At 54.4% G+C, this 16,611-nt stretch carries 15 protein-coding genes; 5 read left to right on the forward strand and 10 right to left on the reverse strand.

From position 1 onward, the window contains the following. Positions 1–57 precede the first annotated feature (57 nt). On the reverse strand, positions 58–582 hold the full coding sequence (locus tag ACWAU4_RS21360; protein ID WP_107005845.1) for a helix-turn-helix transcriptional regulator: 525 nt from the start codon (positions 580–582) through the stop codon (positions 58–60). A 150-nt stretch (positions 583–732) separates the two neighbouring features. On the opposite strand from ACWAU4_RS21360, the gene ACWAU4_RS21365 reads away from it, so the two are divergent. Genes ACWAU4_RS21365 through ACWAU4_RS21380 form a run of 4 tightly spaced genes read left to right on the forward strand, consistent with a single transcriptional unit; the run spans position 733 to position 6,287 of the window. Then, complete coding sequence (locus ACWAU4_RS21365) at positions 733–1,911, forward strand: TolC family protein (protein WP_454290378.1); 1,179 nt, start codon at positions 733–735, stop codon at positions 1,909–1,911. After that, positions 1,908–2,930, forward strand: a complete 1,023-nt coding sequence (locus ACWAU4_RS21370; protein WP_165565926.1) for an efflux RND transporter periplasmic adaptor subunit — start codon at positions 1,908–1,910, stop codon at positions 2,928–2,930. Before ACWAU4_RS21365 ends, ACWAU4_RS21370 begins: the two co-directional genes overlap by 4 nt. 1 nt (position 2,931) lies before the next feature. After that, entirely contained in the window at positions 2,932–5,985 is a 3,054-nt protein-coding gene (locus tag ACWAU4_RS21375) for an efflux RND transporter permease subunit (RefSeq protein ID WP_101055878.1), read from the forward strand. Further along, positions 5,982–6,287 carry a DUF3240 family protein gene (locus tag ACWAU4_RS21380; RefSeq protein ID WP_025009174.1) on the forward strand — a complete coding sequence of 102 codons (306 nt, stop codon included), beginning with the start codon at positions 5,982–5,984 and terminating at the stop codon, positions 6,285–6,287. Before ACWAU4_RS21375 ends, ACWAU4_RS21380 begins: the two co-directional genes overlap by 4 nt. Here the strand turns inward: ACWAU4_RS21380 and ACWAU4_RS21385 are convergent. The 8 genes from ACWAU4_RS21385 to ACWAU4_RS21420 all read right to left on the reverse strand — a co-directional run bounded on the left by ACWAU4_RS21385 (position 6,278) and on the right by ACWAU4_RS21420 (position 14,011). Then, on the reverse strand, positions 6,278–6,895 hold the full coding sequence (locus tag ACWAU4_RS21385) for a paraquat-inducible protein A (RefSeq protein ID WP_144218019.1): 618 nt from the start codon (positions 6,893–6,895) through the stop codon (positions 6,278–6,280). The genes ACWAU4_RS21380 and ACWAU4_RS21385 overlap by 10 nt on opposite strands. A 75-nt stretch (positions 6,896–6,970) precedes the next feature. Next, complete coding sequence (locus ACWAU4_RS21390) at positions 6,971–8,152, reverse strand: HD-GYP domain-containing protein (RefSeq protein WP_412523060.1); 1,182 nt, start codon at positions 8,150–8,152, stop codon at positions 6,971–6,973. A gap of 160 nt (positions 8,153–8,312) precedes the next feature. Next, a complete protein-coding gene (locus ACWAU4_RS21395; protein ID WP_025009171.1) occupies positions 8,313–8,528 on the reverse strand; it encodes a hypothetical protein in 216 nt (71 codons plus the stop codon). Beyond that, positions 8,529–9,260: a DNA-binding protein gene (locus tag ACWAU4_RS21400; RefSeq protein ID WP_101055881.1), complete on the reverse strand. Its 732-nt coding sequence runs from the start codon at positions 9,258–9,260 to the stop codon at positions 8,529–8,531. A 13-nt stretch (positions 9,261–9,273) separates the two neighbouring features. After that, positions 9,274–9,828: a core component of ECF transporter gene (locus ACWAU4_RS21405; protein ID WP_234595386.1), complete on the reverse strand. Its 555-nt coding sequence runs from the start codon at positions 9,826–9,828 to the stop codon at positions 9,274–9,276. Further along, positions 9,815–10,498, reverse strand: coding sequence for an energy-coupling factor transporter transmembrane component T (locus tag ACWAU4_RS21410; protein WP_101055883.1), 684 nt, complete (start codon positions 10,496–10,498; stop codon positions 9,815–9,817). The genes ACWAU4_RS21405 and ACWAU4_RS21410 overlap by 14 nt, the downstream gene beginning before the upstream one ends. Continuing rightward, positions 10,488–11,837: an ATP-binding cassette domain-containing protein gene (locus ACWAU4_RS21415; RefSeq protein WP_101055884.1), complete on the reverse strand. Its 1,350-nt coding sequence runs from the start codon at positions 11,835–11,837 to the stop codon at positions 10,488–10,490. Before ACWAU4_RS21415 ends, ACWAU4_RS21410 begins: the two co-directional genes overlap by 11 nt. A gap of 2 nt (positions 11,838–11,839) precedes the next feature. Then, positions 11,840–14,011: a TonB-dependent receptor plug domain-containing protein gene (locus ACWAU4_RS21420; protein WP_454290379.1), complete on the reverse strand. Its 2,172-nt coding sequence runs from the start codon at positions 14,009–14,011 to the stop codon at positions 11,840–11,842. A gap of 342 nt (positions 14,012–14,353) precedes the next feature. Between ACWAU4_RS21420 and ACWAU4_RS21425 the strand changes: the two genes are divergently transcribed. Continuing rightward, complete coding sequence (locus tag ACWAU4_RS21425; RefSeq protein WP_101055886.1) at positions 14,354–15,712, forward strand: isochorismate synthase; 1,359 nt, start codon at positions 14,354–14,356, stop codon at positions 15,710–15,712. On the opposite strand, the gene ACWAU4_RS21430 is transcribed toward ACWAU4_RS21425, so the two are convergent. Continuing rightward, on the reverse strand, positions 15,709–16,455 hold the full coding sequence (locus ACWAU4_RS21430; RefSeq protein WP_224867748.1) for a substrate-binding periplasmic protein: 747 nt from the start codon (positions 16,453–16,455) through the stop codon (positions 15,709–15,711). The two genes, ACWAU4_RS21425 and ACWAU4_RS21430, sit on opposite strands and share 4 nt — an antisense overlap. Positions 16,456–16,611 lie beyond the last annotated feature (156 nt).

The raw sequence follows: 16,611 nt of genomic DNA on the forward strand, positions 1-16,611 counted from the left end.
ATTAGCTTCAAGAAACGCGTGTAAAGTCGCTTCAAAACGACAGATGCCACCCGTGTCTTAGGCCGCCTGTGAAGTATCAGCGCTAGCAACGGGTTGAATAAAGTCTTCCATAAACCAGGCACAGAAGGTATGACGGCCATCAACATCCGCCTTGGCGTAAATTGCCGATGCCTGCTGCCGCACCGTCTTCTCCTTGGTGCTGCGAACACTGGCAATCTCTTTGAAACTCAAGCCTTTCAACAGTAATAAAGCCACTTCCTGCTCACTGCGGGTCAGCGACCAGAGCTCAAATTGTTGCTGTACCGCCTGGGTGTATTCCTGGCGGGCGGCTTGCATTCGACTGGAGATATTGCAGATCTTGGCATCGGCATTGGCCAACTTTGACTTGAGTAACTGCATCTCGCGGCTGCGGCGGATCAGATCAAAACTGATATACAGGGCACCACAGGCGGAAAGTGCCACCAAAATGCTCTCCTGCACTATGTGATAAGTCGGCACACCAAGTTGCATATCTGACAACACATCCAGCAGATTCAGCGTCATGATCACACTGAGCAGCACTATCATCACCAGATCCTTCATTGACGCAACTCCCGATTAATAGGCTTCAAAAACATGTAGTTACCTTATGGTACATATGTCCCATAAGTGCAAATATGATACAGGTCACCGAAGACGACAGGCCAAATCAGTGCCAGGCTGGCGGCTGGTATTTCCCCAAGAGACACTCCCATGAAAATCCGCCCCCTCTATCTGGGTTGTAGCCTGCTGTTAATGGTGTTTCAGCTGAGAGCGGCCCCGGAAACAGACAGAGACGCCCTTTTGTCCCTGAGTCAAAACAGGCTGCACACATCTTCGGCACAATTGGCTCCAATATATCACAGCTCGGACTGGCTGACAGGCTTGCCAAGCATCAGTTTGAGCCATCTTGGCAGCCTGGAAAGCCACAACAGCTATGAGCAGGAGCTCTCGCTCAACCTGCCTTTTCAGTCACCGGCCATGCAGCGCCAGAATGCCAAGCTCAAGCCCATTAACGAACGCATGCTGGAATTGCAAAGCCAGCTGCAGCGCCTCTATCTCTCTGGCCTGTTGCGTCAGTATTGGTGGCAACAGGCACAAGCCGAGCAGGAGCTGGCGCAACTGCGCCACAAGCAACAGGTACTGCAGCAACTGCTGCAACGGCAACAGGCCCTGAGCCAAAGTGGTGAAATGCCGGCAACTTCGGTACTGCTGTTAAAACGTGAACTGCTGGAGTTGTCGCTCACTAAACTCCCACTGGAGCAACAACAACAAGAAGCCAATGAGGCACTCAAGCGACTGACCGGACTGCAACAGCTGCCGTCACTGGATGAAAGTGACACCCCACTGCCGGATGATGCCGGTGCCGGGCATCCCATGTGGCAATTGCTGGCGCTGCAGCAGCAACGTCAGCAGCTCACCACAAACGCCCAACTCGAAGGAGATGACACTCCTTGGCTGATGTCTGTCACGGCCAAAAACACTGCAACTCTGGGACAGGATGAACAGTCTCTGGGTCTGGCACTGGAAATCCCCTTACCTGTTGGCAACGGCCTGAGCCAACAACAGCTTGGCGAACTGCAGCAACAAAGGCTGCAACTGGAGCAACAGCAACAACAGCAGCTACTGCAGAGCCAACTACAGTTACAACAACTCAAACGTCGTCAAGCCCAGCTACAACAAGAACAGCAAGGGCTGGAACAAGCCGTGCAGCTGAGCAAACAGCTCAGCGAAACCCTGCTGACCACGGCCGAACAAGGCCCAGCCCAGTATGAGTCCTGGTTGCGGCGCCACCTTGAGGCCCTGGATACCCAAGCCAGGCTGTCGCTCAACCATCTGGCACAAGCCCAGCTGCATTCCCAACAACTGCAAGCGCTCGGAGTTACCCTATGACCCCTAAAACCCTGGTTGGCACACTGGTGTCGACACTGTTCTTCTCCCCGCTGTGGGCGCAGGAAATTTCGGTTGCTGACCTAGGTAAGCTGACACTCAGCTTCACCTCAGTGAACCAAGTGCAACAGATAGAGGCCGCCCCTGTACCGGCAATATTGGCGGCTCAGCCCGGCAGCAGCTTCTATCTCACGGCCCCGGAAACCATCCAACAGCGACGCTGGTTGGTGGCCGAAGGAGAATGGGTCGATGAAGGCCAAGCACTGGTGCAACTTAAGGGCGCCGAAATTGCCCACTTTCAGCTGCAATTTGCCGCCGCCGAAGCGGCATTCAAGCTCGCCAAGCAACGCTATGATCGCAACCAAAAGCTGCGAGCCAACGGTGCCATAGGTGCCGAAACCTGGTCGCAGATAAGCCGGCAGTATTTCGACACCTTGTTGCAATATGAACACCTGCAGCATTTCAGTGAATTGCTTAAACCGGGGGATAAACCTGAGACTCTGATATTGCACGCGCCCATGGCCGGACTGCTGCAATACGGCGATAGCAGTGAACCGCTGATGAGCGGCGCCCCACTGCTGGGGATACTGCCCGCCGACGAACTCAGGCTTAAGCTGCGTTTACCCCTGGCCCAGAAAGACAGTGTCAATGCCGTGATGGCCGGAGAGTGCCAACTGCAGATTAGCCGCAAGGACCAGCTGGCCAAACAGGGCTTTGTCGATGCCTGGAGCCAGGCCGTTCCCCCAAGCTGCGGCCTGCAACCCGGGCAGCAGTTGCAGGTTATTCCGCTGCAGGCCATCAATGCCTTGGTGGTGCCCAAGCAGAGTCTCTATTCCTGGGGCACTGGCAGCCAGGTGCTGAGTCACAGCCAAAACAAGCTGCGGCCAATCGACGTACAAGTGCTAGGCGCCAGCGCCGACAGCTACTTCCTGGCACCCAATGAGACTCTGGTCGGTGCCGAGGTGTTGAGCGACTCAGTGGCGGCCGTCAAAGGCATACTCCTGGGTTTGGGGGGCGAATAGCATGCTCAGTGCCATTATCCGTTTCTCCCTGACTCAAAGACTGTTTACCCTGATAACAGCGCTGCTGCTCTGTGGTGCCGGCGCCTATTCCTGGCTGGGGCTACCGCTGGACGCCTTCCCGGATATCTCGCCGACCCAGGTGAAAATCATCCTCAAGGCTCCCGGCATGACAGCCGAAGAGATAGAGGCCCAGGTGACAGTACCGGTTGAGACCGAGCTACTGGGGATCCCCAAGCAGGCGATACTGCGTTCCACCAGCAAGTATGCAATTACCGACATCACCCTGGACTTCAACGAAGGCACAGATATTTACTGGGCCAGACAACAGGTGAGTGAACGCTTGGCGGCGGTATGGGACAAGCTGCCCGCCGATCTGGAAGGCGGCGTTGCCCCCATGAGCACCCCGCTCAGTGAAATCTTTATGTTCTCGCTGGAGAATCCCTCGCTGTCGCTGCTGGAGCGCCGTCAGTTGCTGGAATGGGAAGTCAGGCCGCTGCTGCGTACCGTGCCCGGAGTCGCCGATGTCAACATTCTCGGCGGTTTTGCCAAGACACTGCAGATCACCCCGGATCCCGTCGCTCTGGCTCAGGCCGGTATCAGCCAGGAAGAACTGATAGCCCGTATCGAGAGCAACAACAGCAACACGGGTGCCGGACGCATCACGCTAGGGACAGATAACCTGACGGTTCGCACCGAAGGGCGCATCGACTCGCTGGAGGCCCTGCAACAACTGGTGATTGCCACCAATCAGGGCGGCAGCTATCGCCTGCAAGACCTTGCAAAAGTCGAAATAGGTCATCTCAGCCGCTACGGCGCCGTGACCCGTAATGGTGAAGAAACCACAGAGGCCTTGATCGTCGGCCTCAAGGATGCCAATACCGATCAGGTCATTAAACTGGTACGGGAAAAGCTGGCCCAAATAGAAAAGACCCTGCCTCCCGGCAGCCAGCTGAATGTGTTCTACGACAGGGCCAACCTGATAGACACTGCCATAGGCACCATTTCAGATGCCCTGTTTGAGGCCGTGGTGTTGGTTATTCTGTTGCTGGCGCTGTTTCTCGGCAACTTGCGGGCGGCATTGGTAGTATCACTGTCGCTGCCGCTGGCGGCGCTGGCCACCTTTATGCTGATGCGCTACTTCAATCTGTCGGCCAACCTGATGAGCCTCGGCGGCTTGGTGATCGCCATCGGCATGTTGGTGGACTCCTCCGTGGTGGTGGTGGAGAACATGGTCAACCAGATTGCCGGCGGCAAACGCCTGCCCAGGCTGCACCTCATCTACCGCGCCACCAAAGATGTGGCCGTGCCTGTAGTATCCGGCACCCTGATAGTGATCATAGTCTTCTCACCGCTACTGACTCTCAGCGGCCTCGAAGGCAAACTGTTCACCCCAGTGGCTATCACCATAGTGTTTGCCATGCTGTCGGCACTGGCACTGTCGCTGACAGTGATCCCCGTGCTGGCCTCCTATCTGGTCAATGAAAAAGCGGCCAACGAACCCAAGGCCATTGGCTGGCTCAAGGTGCGCTACCTGCTCAGTCTGCAGTGGGTGTTACAGCACGGTAAGGCTTTTTGCGCCACGGCACTGGTGGCACTGGTACTGAGCCTGGGGCTGTTTACTCAGGTGGGAAAAACCTTTATGCCGACCCTGGATGAGGGTGACATTATTCTGCAGTTGGAAAAGTCCCCATCGATTTCGCTGCAGGCCTCGCTGGCACTGGATACTCAGATAGAGCAGCACCTGCTGGCCACTGTCCCCGAGATACGCCAGTTGGTGGCCCGCACCGGCGCCGATGAACTGGGGCTGGATCCCATGGGGCTGAATGAAACCGATGTCTTCATGGAACTTAAACCCGTGGAGGAGTGGCGCTTTGCCAGCAAAGAGGAGCTTATCGATGCCATACGCACCGAAGTGCTCAAGTTTCCGGGGATCAATTTCAACTTCACCCAACCTATCCAGATGCGGGTCTCCGAGATGCTTACCGGCAGCATAGGCGATGTGGCGATTAAAATTTTCGGTGAAGATCTTGAGACACTTTCAAGATTGGCCAGCGAGACGGCACACCTGACCAGCGCCACTCGCGGCAGCCAGGATGTCAAAACCGCCATGACCGAAGGCAGCCCCTTTATCAACCTCCGCCTCAAGGAGGGTTTGGCCCGCAGTTACAACATGAGTGCCGATGAGTTTGGCCGATATCTCAAGAGCCAACTGGAAGGCCTGGCCATAACCGAGATAATCCAGGGCAAGAAGCGAACTCCCGTGCTGATCGCCCAGGCAGCAGATGGTATCAACAGCCTGCCGCAACTGGAGCAAAGGCTATTGGTAATGCCGGATGCCAGCCTCAGGCCCCTTGGTGAACTGGCGCAAATAAGCTATCGCGAAGGGCCGATACTGATTGAACGCGAGCAAGGCAACCGTTTTGCCGTGGTCACCACCAATGTCAGCGGCCGCGATATCGTCGGCTTTGTCGAAGAACTACAGGGCAAGCTGGCCGCTGAGCTGTCTCTGCCCAGCGGTTACAGCCTGAATTTCGGCGGCGAATTCGAGAACCAGCAACGGGCGACCCGTAACCTGCTGTTGGTGGTGCCCGTGGCGCTGATGCTGATCAACCTGATCCTGTTCACCACCTTCGGCAATATCTCCAAAGCCTTGCTGATCCTGGCCAACGTCCCCTTTGCCATGATGGGCGGTATCTTCAGCCTGTTTATCTCGGGCGAATACCTGTCGGTGCCGGCCTCAGTGGGCTTTATCGCCCTGCTGGGGGTAGCCGTGCTCAACGGCGTGGTGATGGTCAGTTACTATGAACAGTCGCGGCATCTGTTTGCCAGCCTCAGTGAGCGGGTCGAACAAGGTGCCGCCCGCCGACTGCGGCCGATTTTGATGACGGCCACCACCGCCATGTTCGGCCTGATCCCGCTGGCCTTTGCCACCGGGCCCGGCGCCGAAATTCAAAGGCCGCTGGCAATCGTGGTCATAGGCGGGCTGATCACCTCCACTATCACCACCCTTTATCTGTTGCCACTGCTGTATCAAACCCTGGAGAAACGCCAATGAAACAACTCTTGGTGCTGATAGTGCAGCACAATCTAAAAGACGATGTGGTCGACACCCTGATGTCGCTGGACTACCTCTCCGGCTTCAGCCTGATCAATATCTGTGGCTTCAGCCGCGAGCACAGCCACTTCAATCTCAAGGAACAGGTGGAAGGGTATCGGGAATTCTACAAGTTCGAGGTGATGCATCCGCAAGAGTCACAGCAGGCGCTACTGCAAACCCTGGCGGAGGTCTGCCGTCACAACCCCTGCCGCTATTGGATAGTACCGATAGCGACAGACGGCGTGCTGGGTCAGGACTGACGGGGTTTAAGCCAATACTGGCCGGCGATGGCCAACAGGCAATAGCCGAGGAAAAACCAGAAGCCCGACTCCAGGCTGGCGTGGGTGTGAACCAAATCCCCCATGCCGGCCGAGGCGTTGCCGGCCATATAGGTGATGATAAGCGCCACCACAAATACATCGGCCATGGACCATTTGGCAATGGCCGCGGTAATACTGTCGATGATCTGCCGCACCTTACTGGACAGCGGTGCCTGAGCCAGCAGCATCAGCCCCAGCTTGCAGGCCGGCACTATCACGGAAAACAGCATCACCAGCGCCGCCACCAGGGTATTGCCGTGTTGATGCAGCTCGGTCACTGTGCCCCAGATACTACGGGTCTTGTTGAACACCTCCATTTCACCTTGAAGGTTGTTCAGCCCCAGCATACCGCTAATCATCGCCAGCATTCCCCTGGCACTGTCGCGTCCGGAACCATCACTGACGACTTCGGCGATCATATCCAACCCGGCTTCGGTCAGTTCGGCCTTTTCCACTGTGCCACTGACACTCAAAATAGGTTGAGTCACCCCGGGGATCAGCAAGGCCAGCGACAATAACAGGGTCATGATAGGTAAAATTCGACGCATCGGGGTCACTCCACAAACTCAACAAAAAGGCCCACCACTCGGCGGGCCCATCAGTTTACCCAGTTTACCTCCAGATCAATAGAAGGGCTTGGGGTCGACATCCAATGAGCTGGGCGACACACCTCTGTCTATATTGAGATCCGACTTTAGCAAGTCCACCATGGTTACATCGGTATATCGCTTAAACTTCAAGGAATAGAAGCATTTGACTATGGGGTGCAACACATCTCTGTCTTTGGATTCCCAGACTATGCCCACTCGGCCATCGGACAGTTGCACCAAAGAACCGACCGGATAGACACCGATACAGCGAATGAATTCGTACACCAGGCTCTCATCCAGATGAAAGGGCGTCAGACTGAGCAGAATTTTAAAGGCGGCTGCCGGGCTCATCGCCTCTTTATAGCAGCGGGTGGCAGTAAGGGCATCATAAATATCCACAATACAGCTCATACGCCCATGCAGCGGCAATGCATCCCCTTTCAGGCCCCTTGGGTAACCACGGCCATCGAGTTTTTCATGGTGCATCAGACACACATCCTTGCTCACTTGAGGCAAGCCCTTGGCCTGTTCCATGATCTCGATGGCATAGGTCTGGTGCAACTTCATGTGCTCAAACTCTTCCGGCGTCAGCTTGCCCGGCTTGTGCAGTATCTTGTTATCCACCTTGATCTTGCCGATATCATGGAGAATACCGCCGATGGCCAGCTGTCTGAGCATCTCGCGATCTAGCTTGAGATACTTACCGAAGGTGATCAGCAGGAAGGCGACATTGACCGAATGTTCCAGTAAGTAGGCATCTTTGGATCTCAACGCCGATATGCATTTCATCGCATCCGAGTCGAGCATCACCGACTCGATCATATTGTCTGCCAATGCCGCGAACGGCTCGACCTCTATCGCCTTGCCTTCGAAGGTTTCACTGAGGACTTTGCGCACTAAGCCCTTGGCCTCTGTCAGTAGCTGTTTGGCCTGACCTCTTGCCAATTCAGGGTTAACCGAGGTTTTACGAGGATGGCTATTGCAAACGGGAGGCTGCTTTTTCAGGCCGCAGCCATCGCTGGAACGCTCAACATCGACCCAGACAAAGCGAATGCCGCTGTTGCTGAGTTTAGTGATCGCCTGGCGGCTTCTGATCTGGCCGGCATTGGCGACAGCTAACCGGCCATTGTTCTCAATGGCCGAGACATACATGCCTATCCCCAATCGGGTGACGGGCAACTTCAACAGGGCTGCTGTCGGAACCACATCAGTCATTCTTTCACTCCGGCAAATGCTTCTGTCCTTATCCGAAAAACGTTTGTCAGGGGTTAACGACTCTCCAACAAATGTCACTCGGCTTTGCCGTATTCTAGAAGCCAAATCCGGAAATGCCTATGCACCCAAGGGGGTAAAGTTTGCCTTTATGATGCCAATCTCACTCAGATATTGGGCCAAGACACTGAAACCCTTCACTCAACCAGCGGCGATACTGGCAGTTGTAACAGGAGCGGGTCACATCATCTATCTGTTCATCTTCATCATCTTCGGCAAAACAAACACACTGACCGGCTACCTCGCGGGCGGCCTGTAGATTGCTGCTGCCACCGAGAAACAGGCGTTTGCCCTGCTTGAGTTCAAACCATTGCTGCATTCAGAACTCCTTCAGCTGCTGTTTACCGGCATTGTGCCACTCGGCGCCACGTTTGCTGACCAGGAGGGCAAACTTATGCTCGGCCCAAACGGCTTTGACCTTGCCGCTGAGCCACACTGTGTCGGTTTCCTGCAACCACTCACCATCTGTGGTCAATACGCCATCGAGCTCAGAGCGCTTTAGTATGTCGGCAACGCCAAAAGGCGCCGCTTCATCTGTCTGGCCAAATTGCAGCTGGCCTTTCACTCGGCCATCATTACCTGTGAGCCTTAGCCCAAGGCCCGCCAGGGCGCCGATAACACCCTGCCCTGTGCCGCCATGCTCGCTGAGACTGATACCCAAGCGTTTGGCCAAACCGTAAGCTTGCTCCTTGGTCTTGACCTCTTGCTTGGCCTCACGACCAAAAGCCATCAGCGCTTCCTGACCGCTGAAACCGGCCAGAGACAAGAGCGCCAACCCAGGGTCGGCGGCGCTGGCAGATTCCCTGAGCAGATGAGCTATGGCCAACTCACGTATCGTCTCCAAGGTAAGCTCACCGCGATAACCAAAGCACATGGCACTATTGTGGGAAGTGTAGGGAATATCCGGATGCACATAGAGCTGATGCCGGGTCACCAAAGAGGTTTGCCCACCTTGTTGGGTCAGCAACTCAGCTATCTCAGAAGCTATCTCACCGGTGCCTTTGGTGCCGATATCATCGGTATCGTCTATACAAATCAGCCAATCTTTCATCAATAAACCTTAATCAATCTGTCTGAATATCTTTGTGGAGAAGATCGTGAGCCTTGAGGCGTCTCAAAACGGGGGGCACCAACAGGGCCCCGACTATGGCAAAGGCTCCACCTTGTAAACACTTGAGACCAAAACGCACCAAGGCCACCTGCTCACTCATACCCACCAGCAAATCCTCAACCAACCCTTTAGCGGCCCAGGCGATACAGCCCACCAAAGCCAGGGCGATGAAACGCCAACGCAAGTTAAACGCATTAGCCAGCAGCAGAAGCGCCAGGTCCATGGACACAGCCGGAACCACAAATTTGAGCAAAATAAGCGGGCCGCCTTTGCCCACCCCCAAGGTCATGGCAACCACTCCGGCCAAGGCGCCGCAAGCTGTCATGGCACCCATGCGTCCGACGATGCCGTAACAGGTGAGATAGAAGAAGCTCATCAGCAGCATAGAATGTCCCGACAAGCCGAGCTTCAATCTGAGCATGCTCTTGACCGCCACCAATAAAGTGGCACAAAAGCCGATGAAGAGCGCATCCTGCAATTGAAATCCTTTGATGTTATTTGTTGCCATGTTCGCTCCGGGTATCCTGCCAATGGGTCGGCTTGGAAGTGTGACCAAAGTGGCGGCTCTTGGCGGCAAGCGCCATCTGTTTGGCCAACTTAAGCAGTTGGATCAAGAGGGGAAATAACACACAGTAGGCCAGTTCAGGCCAATTGCGGGGATTGAGCAGTTGTTTGGGAGCAATTCGCGCCCCCCGCAGTCGCTGCAGTTGATAGATCTCGGCGATCTCCTGAGTCATAAAGGGCAGCAGACCTATAGAAGCGGCCACCACAAAGGCCCATTTGGCCGGCATAACCAGGCATAACACTTCACCGATCCGCTCCGGACGCACGGTAACCGACAGCCACCATCCCGGCAGCAAAGCCAGAGTAATGCGGGCCACCGCCAAGGTGCCTTGTCCCAATTGCTCGCCGCCATGCATCAGTGCATACAGCCCCAAAGTAAAACCGAGTTGCAACAGAACAAAGCGGATTACCCCACCTATGGCGCCACGCTGCAGCATGCCATGAGCCACCAAGATCAGGTTGATAGCCGCCAGCCAGGGAAGCTGAGTTTGAGGCAGGAGAAAGGCTGCCGATGACAGAGTCACTACCAAGATCAAAGCTGTGGCACTGCCCCACACACCTAGATCCAGCCTCTTGGGAGAAGCGCGGCCATGGCGCTGTCCTTTAACCCACACAGGTAACCTCCTCTGGGGAAAACTCGATTTCCAGTTGGCCTTGTTGCAACTGCCACAACTGACTACAAGGTAAATCTGGCAAGGGTCTGTGGCTGGCAATCACTATGCTGCCTCCCTGTTCACGCAAATAGTTGAGTATCTGCCAAAGCTGCCCCAGATGTTTGCCGTCCAGCCCAGCCAAGGGGTCGTCCAGCAGCATCAAACTGGGAGTCAAGCACGCGATAGAAGCCAGGGCAATCAAGTGCTGCTGTCCATAGGAAAGCGTATGGGGGGAACTTTGAGCCAGATGCAGCAAATCAAGCTGCTCAAGCAGGCTCTCTGCCCGAGACAGCGGCAAGTCGAAGCGGCGCAGGCTGAACTGCATCTCCTCAATCACTGTGGCCTCAAACAACTGACGGTTGGGACGCTGCATCAACAAACCCAACATGGAGCCATAGGCACCAGGCTTGGGTTTACGGCCAAAGACCCTTAGCGGCATGGACGCCACCGCGGGTTGAATACCGGCTATCGCCTTCAGCAGGCTACTCTTGCCCGAACCATTGTTACCGGTCAGAGTGACCAATTCTCCAGCGCCCAAAGACAGGCCCTGCTGACACACAAACAGGGGCGAATGCCCCTGATAACGAAATTCAAATGAAGTGGCACTGACCAGTTCCCGACTTCGGTCCGGCTCCAGGCGTTTCAAATGGTTGGCGGATTCGACCCGGTAACTGCCGGGAAACAGGCGCCCTTGGTCCAGGTACCAAAAGTGTTCAACAACCGAGGCAAAAGCCTGGGGATTATGCTCCACCAGTACCACAGCCATACCTTCAGCCCGAAGATTACGGATCACTGCCAGCAATTCATCGACACCGGTATCATCCAGTTGCGCCCAAGGTTCATCCAACAGCAAAACCGCAGGTTCACTCACCAACTGGGCTGCAATCATCAAGCGATATTTCTGTCCGAGAGACAACTTGCTGACTTGAGTTTCCAGCGAGACAAACAGCCCCACCCGGCGCAATGCATGCTGAACTCTGGAGATCATCTGGCCGCTGGGCACACCGAGGTTTTCCAAGGCAAAGGCCACCTCGGCACCAACTGTTTGACGCAATATTTGCACTTGGGGATCTTGCATCACCAGACCCACCAACAACCCTTGACGACGGAAAATACCACCTTCACAGGGACGCCGCTGCAGCCCGGCAAGCAAAGCCAGCAAACTGGACTTACCCGAACCCGTGGGGCCACTGATGCAGTGGCAGGATCCGGATTCTATTTTCAGATCCAGATCCCTCAATATCAAAGGCTGCAAACAACCATGATTGAAATTGATCCCTTCGAGTTCGAGTAAGCGCATTATCAGATCTGCCAGTTAATCCCAACAAAGACTTGTCTACCAGCCTGAGGTAAAGAATCACTCTGATAGTAGTTCTCGTCCAACAGGTTGGTGGCTCGTAAATAGAGCTCTAGATTATCTTTAAGCAAAGGTTGTACCAGATTGATGTCCACCAGGGTGTAATCATCCAAGGATTTCTCCTGCCATACCTTCTGACCGCCGATCTTCTCCTGATCGTAGTAGTTCTGATCCATGATACGTTCCACATTCAGGTGGATACGAGTCTCGGTCGGCAACTTGTAGCCCAACTGGAAACGCAGTTGATGCTTGGGACGATAGTCCAGACCATCAAAACCTGTGCTGCTGTCTCTGTCTTCAGCGTGCAGATAACTGTAGCTCAAGCTCAAATCCAGATTATCTATGCTGTTATTGGACAGCACAGTATCCAAACCCTGGAAGCGATAGTTGCCTATGTTCTGATACATACCACTGGCATCTTTGGCAATGTAATCATCAGCATCTGTGTGATAGAGATAGAGTTGCAGCTCGGTATTCATACCCAGCCCCTGCTCCAACCCTAACTCAACATGCTTGGAGATTTCAGTTTCCAGCTCCTGATTGCCGGAAGACAGGGAATAAAGGTTACGCATGGAGGGGAAACGTACCTTACGAGCCGCACTCAGGCTCAGACGGGTATCGTCAGCCACTTGCCAGAAACCTGAGGCCAGCGCCGAGTAATCATTCTCATTGCCTTCGGTCTTGTCCATGTCGTGGTATGCGCCGCCCAGAGTAAAGCCCCAATCACCGTCGGACTGGAACTGATACTCGGCCGCGGCGGTATAAACCCAGGCCGAATCATCGAAAGACTCACCGCTGCCACCACCAGTTCCAGTGCCGCCGCCGGAACCACTACCACCACCAGTTCCAGTACCGCCGCCGGAACCACTGCCACCACCAGTTCCAGTACCGCCGCCTGAACCGCTGCCACCACCAGTTCCACTACCGCCGCCGGAACCGCTGCCACCACCTGAGCCATTACCGCCGCCAGAGCCCTTGGCTGCTGCAATCTTGCTGCTGCCGGACTTCTTCGAGGAGCCAAAGCTTTCAGCTACCGCTTCCCAGCTCTGTTTTTCAGCAATCACTGAGGTAGTCAGGATACCTGCAGTGTCGAAGTCGGTGATCAACTGCAGATTTGCGCCCTGCACTTTGGAGGTGCCATCCTGAGCTTGAGTCAGCTCGGCGTAGCTATTGTCGCCGTACACGGTTTCATAGGTATCACTCTGGTTGTGATAACCAAAACCACGGAAAGTGAAAGTATCATTGAACTTATGTGCCAGGCCCAACTGGAAAGTCTGTGAATCATAGTCATCGACCCGCTCAAACTTCACCCGGCCACTGCCGCTGCCATCTCTTGGGGGCTTGCCCCACTCACCCGAACGCAGTGCCATATTGGCAATGAGTTGAGTATTATCGCTGAGCCAATAGCTGCCTTGGGCATACAGATTGGACAGTTCTTTATCTGCATTGTTGCGCTGATATTTATCCTGATACTCAGTGGTTTGATAGTCAGAAGACATAGGGAAACCATCTGTGTGCTGATAACTTGCACTGATGAGTCCCTGCCAGTTATCGCCCGAACCGGCGGCACTGATATCGCCCTTGAAGGTGTCATCCTTGGCCAATTCCAGGTTGCCGGATACCGCCGGAGCGCTGTCGCCACGCTTGGTGATGATGTTGATAACACCGCCGGCGCCGCCTGGACCATAGAGAACCGAGGTTGGGCCAACGGAGACTTCAACTCTGGCAATCTGGCTGGTTGGGATCACGCTGGGATCAAACTGACCATCATCGGCACTATTAGCCGGTACACCGTTGACCAACAGAGTCACATGGCGGGTTTTGAAGCCACGGATATCCACCCTTGGAGTGCCCTCACCGCCGTAACGCACGTAAACGCCGGGAACATTCTTCAACACCTCATCCAGGCTCTGGGCCCCCAGAGCTTTGATTTCTTCTTCAGAAATGCTCCAGTTGGTGGTGGCAACTTCGGTGGCGTTGGCACGCTCACCGTGCACTACTATCACGTCCATGGCGTTATTGACCAGAGGGTCACGTTCAATAGAGGCCGCATTGGCCTGCATGGCACAGCCCAGCGCCAGTGCGAGGGCAGAGAGTTTTACCGGAATATGGGACATAAGGCTCTTCTGTCGTTTCTGATTGGGATTATCCGGGCTATTCTGGCGCCGCCCAAAAAAGCTACAAGCTCAGTGACGGTAAAAACCAATACAGATCGACAAATTAATACAAAGGGAGTAGATAACAGAGTCGACTACGGACAGATTGTCCCAGCAAGACAATTTGCCTAGCAAAAATGTCCACTTACATCACATTAACCTAAGCTGATTAATGGGATCATGCTATACGTCACACCGGCCCCTTCGACGGCTTGACACTCGAGGTGTGGAACTTTAGTTTGTGTTAAAGATACTGTTAGCCGGACGCTTTCTGCTTCCGGATCCCTTTGTTCGGAGCTCCCCTTGTCTGCACTTACCCTGTCTCAGGCCATTTCGTCACTCAAAGACAAGCTGTGTCAATTGGCCAAGCTGACACCAGCAGAACCTATTGTCCAACTGGCCGCGGAGGTACAGGCGATCCCATTGATCTCCTGGCTGGCTTCCCAGCCCAGCTACCCAAGAATTTATTGGCAAGGAAGGGACAGACTCGAGGAGGTGGCCGCCATCGGCAGTTGCCTGGATTTCCGTTTCGAAGATGAAGTCACAGACGAGGCTCTGGCCGAAGTCTATGAGACACAACGGGCCTACTCCAGTAATCAGGAGATCCGCTACTACGGCGGCGTCGCCTTCGATCGCGAAATCGCCTCCTGGCCCGAGTTCGGCCGCGCCAGATTCCTGTTACCCCGAATTGAGCTGAGGCGCAGTTCAGATTATTTCCGGCTCTTGGTTAATCTGAATCTGGGGCAGGGAGACCAGCAGCAAGAGATAGCCCAAGCACAAGCCGCACTGGATGCACTGGTGCCGGCCCGCCCCATGACGCCACCAACCAAGACTGAACAACTGTCACGCAATGACAGGCCCGATTATCCGCGTTGGAAGACACTGGTGGAACAAGTTACCGCCCCTAGATTCAATCAGGACACTCCCAAAGTAGTATTGTCACGCCTGACTCAGCTACAGGTGAAAGACACTCCGGATCCCTGGCAAGTATTGGCCAGTTGGCAAGGACGTAACCCCAACAGTTTTCAATTCGGTTTCGAATTCAGCCCCGAACGCAGCTTTATCTCCTGCTCACCCGAACGCCTTTATCGCCGTCAGCAGCAGGAACTGTATACCGAAGCACTGGCGGGTACTACCATTCGCGGCCTGAGCCCAGAAGAAGATGAACGCCTGGCGCAGCAGCTATTGGATGACAACAAGAATAGTAATGAAAATCAGCTGGTCAGAGAGCATATTGTCAAGGCGTTGACCCCGCTGAGCCGCTATGTCGGTGCCGATGAGACACCCACCATCTTCAAACTCAACCATATTCAGCATCTGCACAGATCGATTCGTGCCGAACTGCGTCACGGGGTGAAAGATTTTCAACTGCTGCAGGCCTTGCACCCAACCCCGGCCGTCGGTGGTTTACCGCGGGAATCTGCCATCAGTTTTCTGCGCCAGCGGGAAGGCTATATGCGTGGTTGGTATGCCGGAGCCTGTGGTTATCTGAATAAATATGAGAGTGAATTTGCGGTAGCCATCCGCTGCGCCCTGCTGGAACCCGGCTGTATCAACCTGTTTGCCGGTGCCGGCATAGTCGCAGGTTCAGATCCACAAGCCGAGTGGCAGGAGCTGGAAAACAAACTCGCCACCATAATGTCGATTTTGCTGGATTTTTAAGGTGATGGCTGCTCCTGTACCCTCAGTTGCAGCGACTCCAGGCTCTGCAGTTTAATCTCTGCCAATTCCCCGGAACGCTCCAACTGCTCAAAGCCTTGGTCAAACAAGGCCTTCAGCTCGAGCCCTTTGGGATTATTGGCGAAGGCAAAATAAACATCTGCCCGCAGCACATCTTCGATAAGTACCAATTTTCTTGGCTGTTCCAACTGCGACAACAGTGGCTGCATGTCGGGTTTATAATCGAGTACGGCATCGATTTTGCCTTCATTCACCTTACGCAGCATCTCCAGCAGGCTGCTGTTTTCCTGATAGAGCATGGGTACCTGGGTCAAGGTAAAAAAACGATAAGCGATCAAAGCCTGAACCTTTCTATGGGTCAAAGACACCATACCTTGCCAAACACTGGCCAGTTCAGGAGTTACTGCAGCATCTATCACCTCGGTTTCTACTTTGTGAGCACTGTAAATTCCCTTGGAGATATCCCCCAGATAAAGCCCTAACACCATATCAACCTGTTCGCGCTCCAACATATACAGAGAGCGAGGGAAAGGAACAAACTGAATTTCCAGTTGCCATTCCGGCTCGGGGAATACCCTTCGCAACAACTCAAAATAATAACCTTCACCATTGGTTTCGGTATAACCGCCCCAACTGGCGGTAGCTATCTGGATCTTGGTCGGTTCGGCAATGGCCGGCCAGACAAACGTCAATAAGGCCAGCAGCAGGCAGCAGATTCGATTCATTTAACTCTCCTGTCTTCCCTTTCAGTGTAGAGTAGCTTTAAGGGAGGTGCGAACAAGTCCCATGCCTGCCCTGCATAGACTTAAAGGTCCAAATATAGGAACTTCCTTAGATGGACTGGACATTTTTTACGCTTCCCCCTTGTCAGCCGGATTATG

This window comes from Shewanella sp. FeAMO (genome assembly GCF_053653955.1).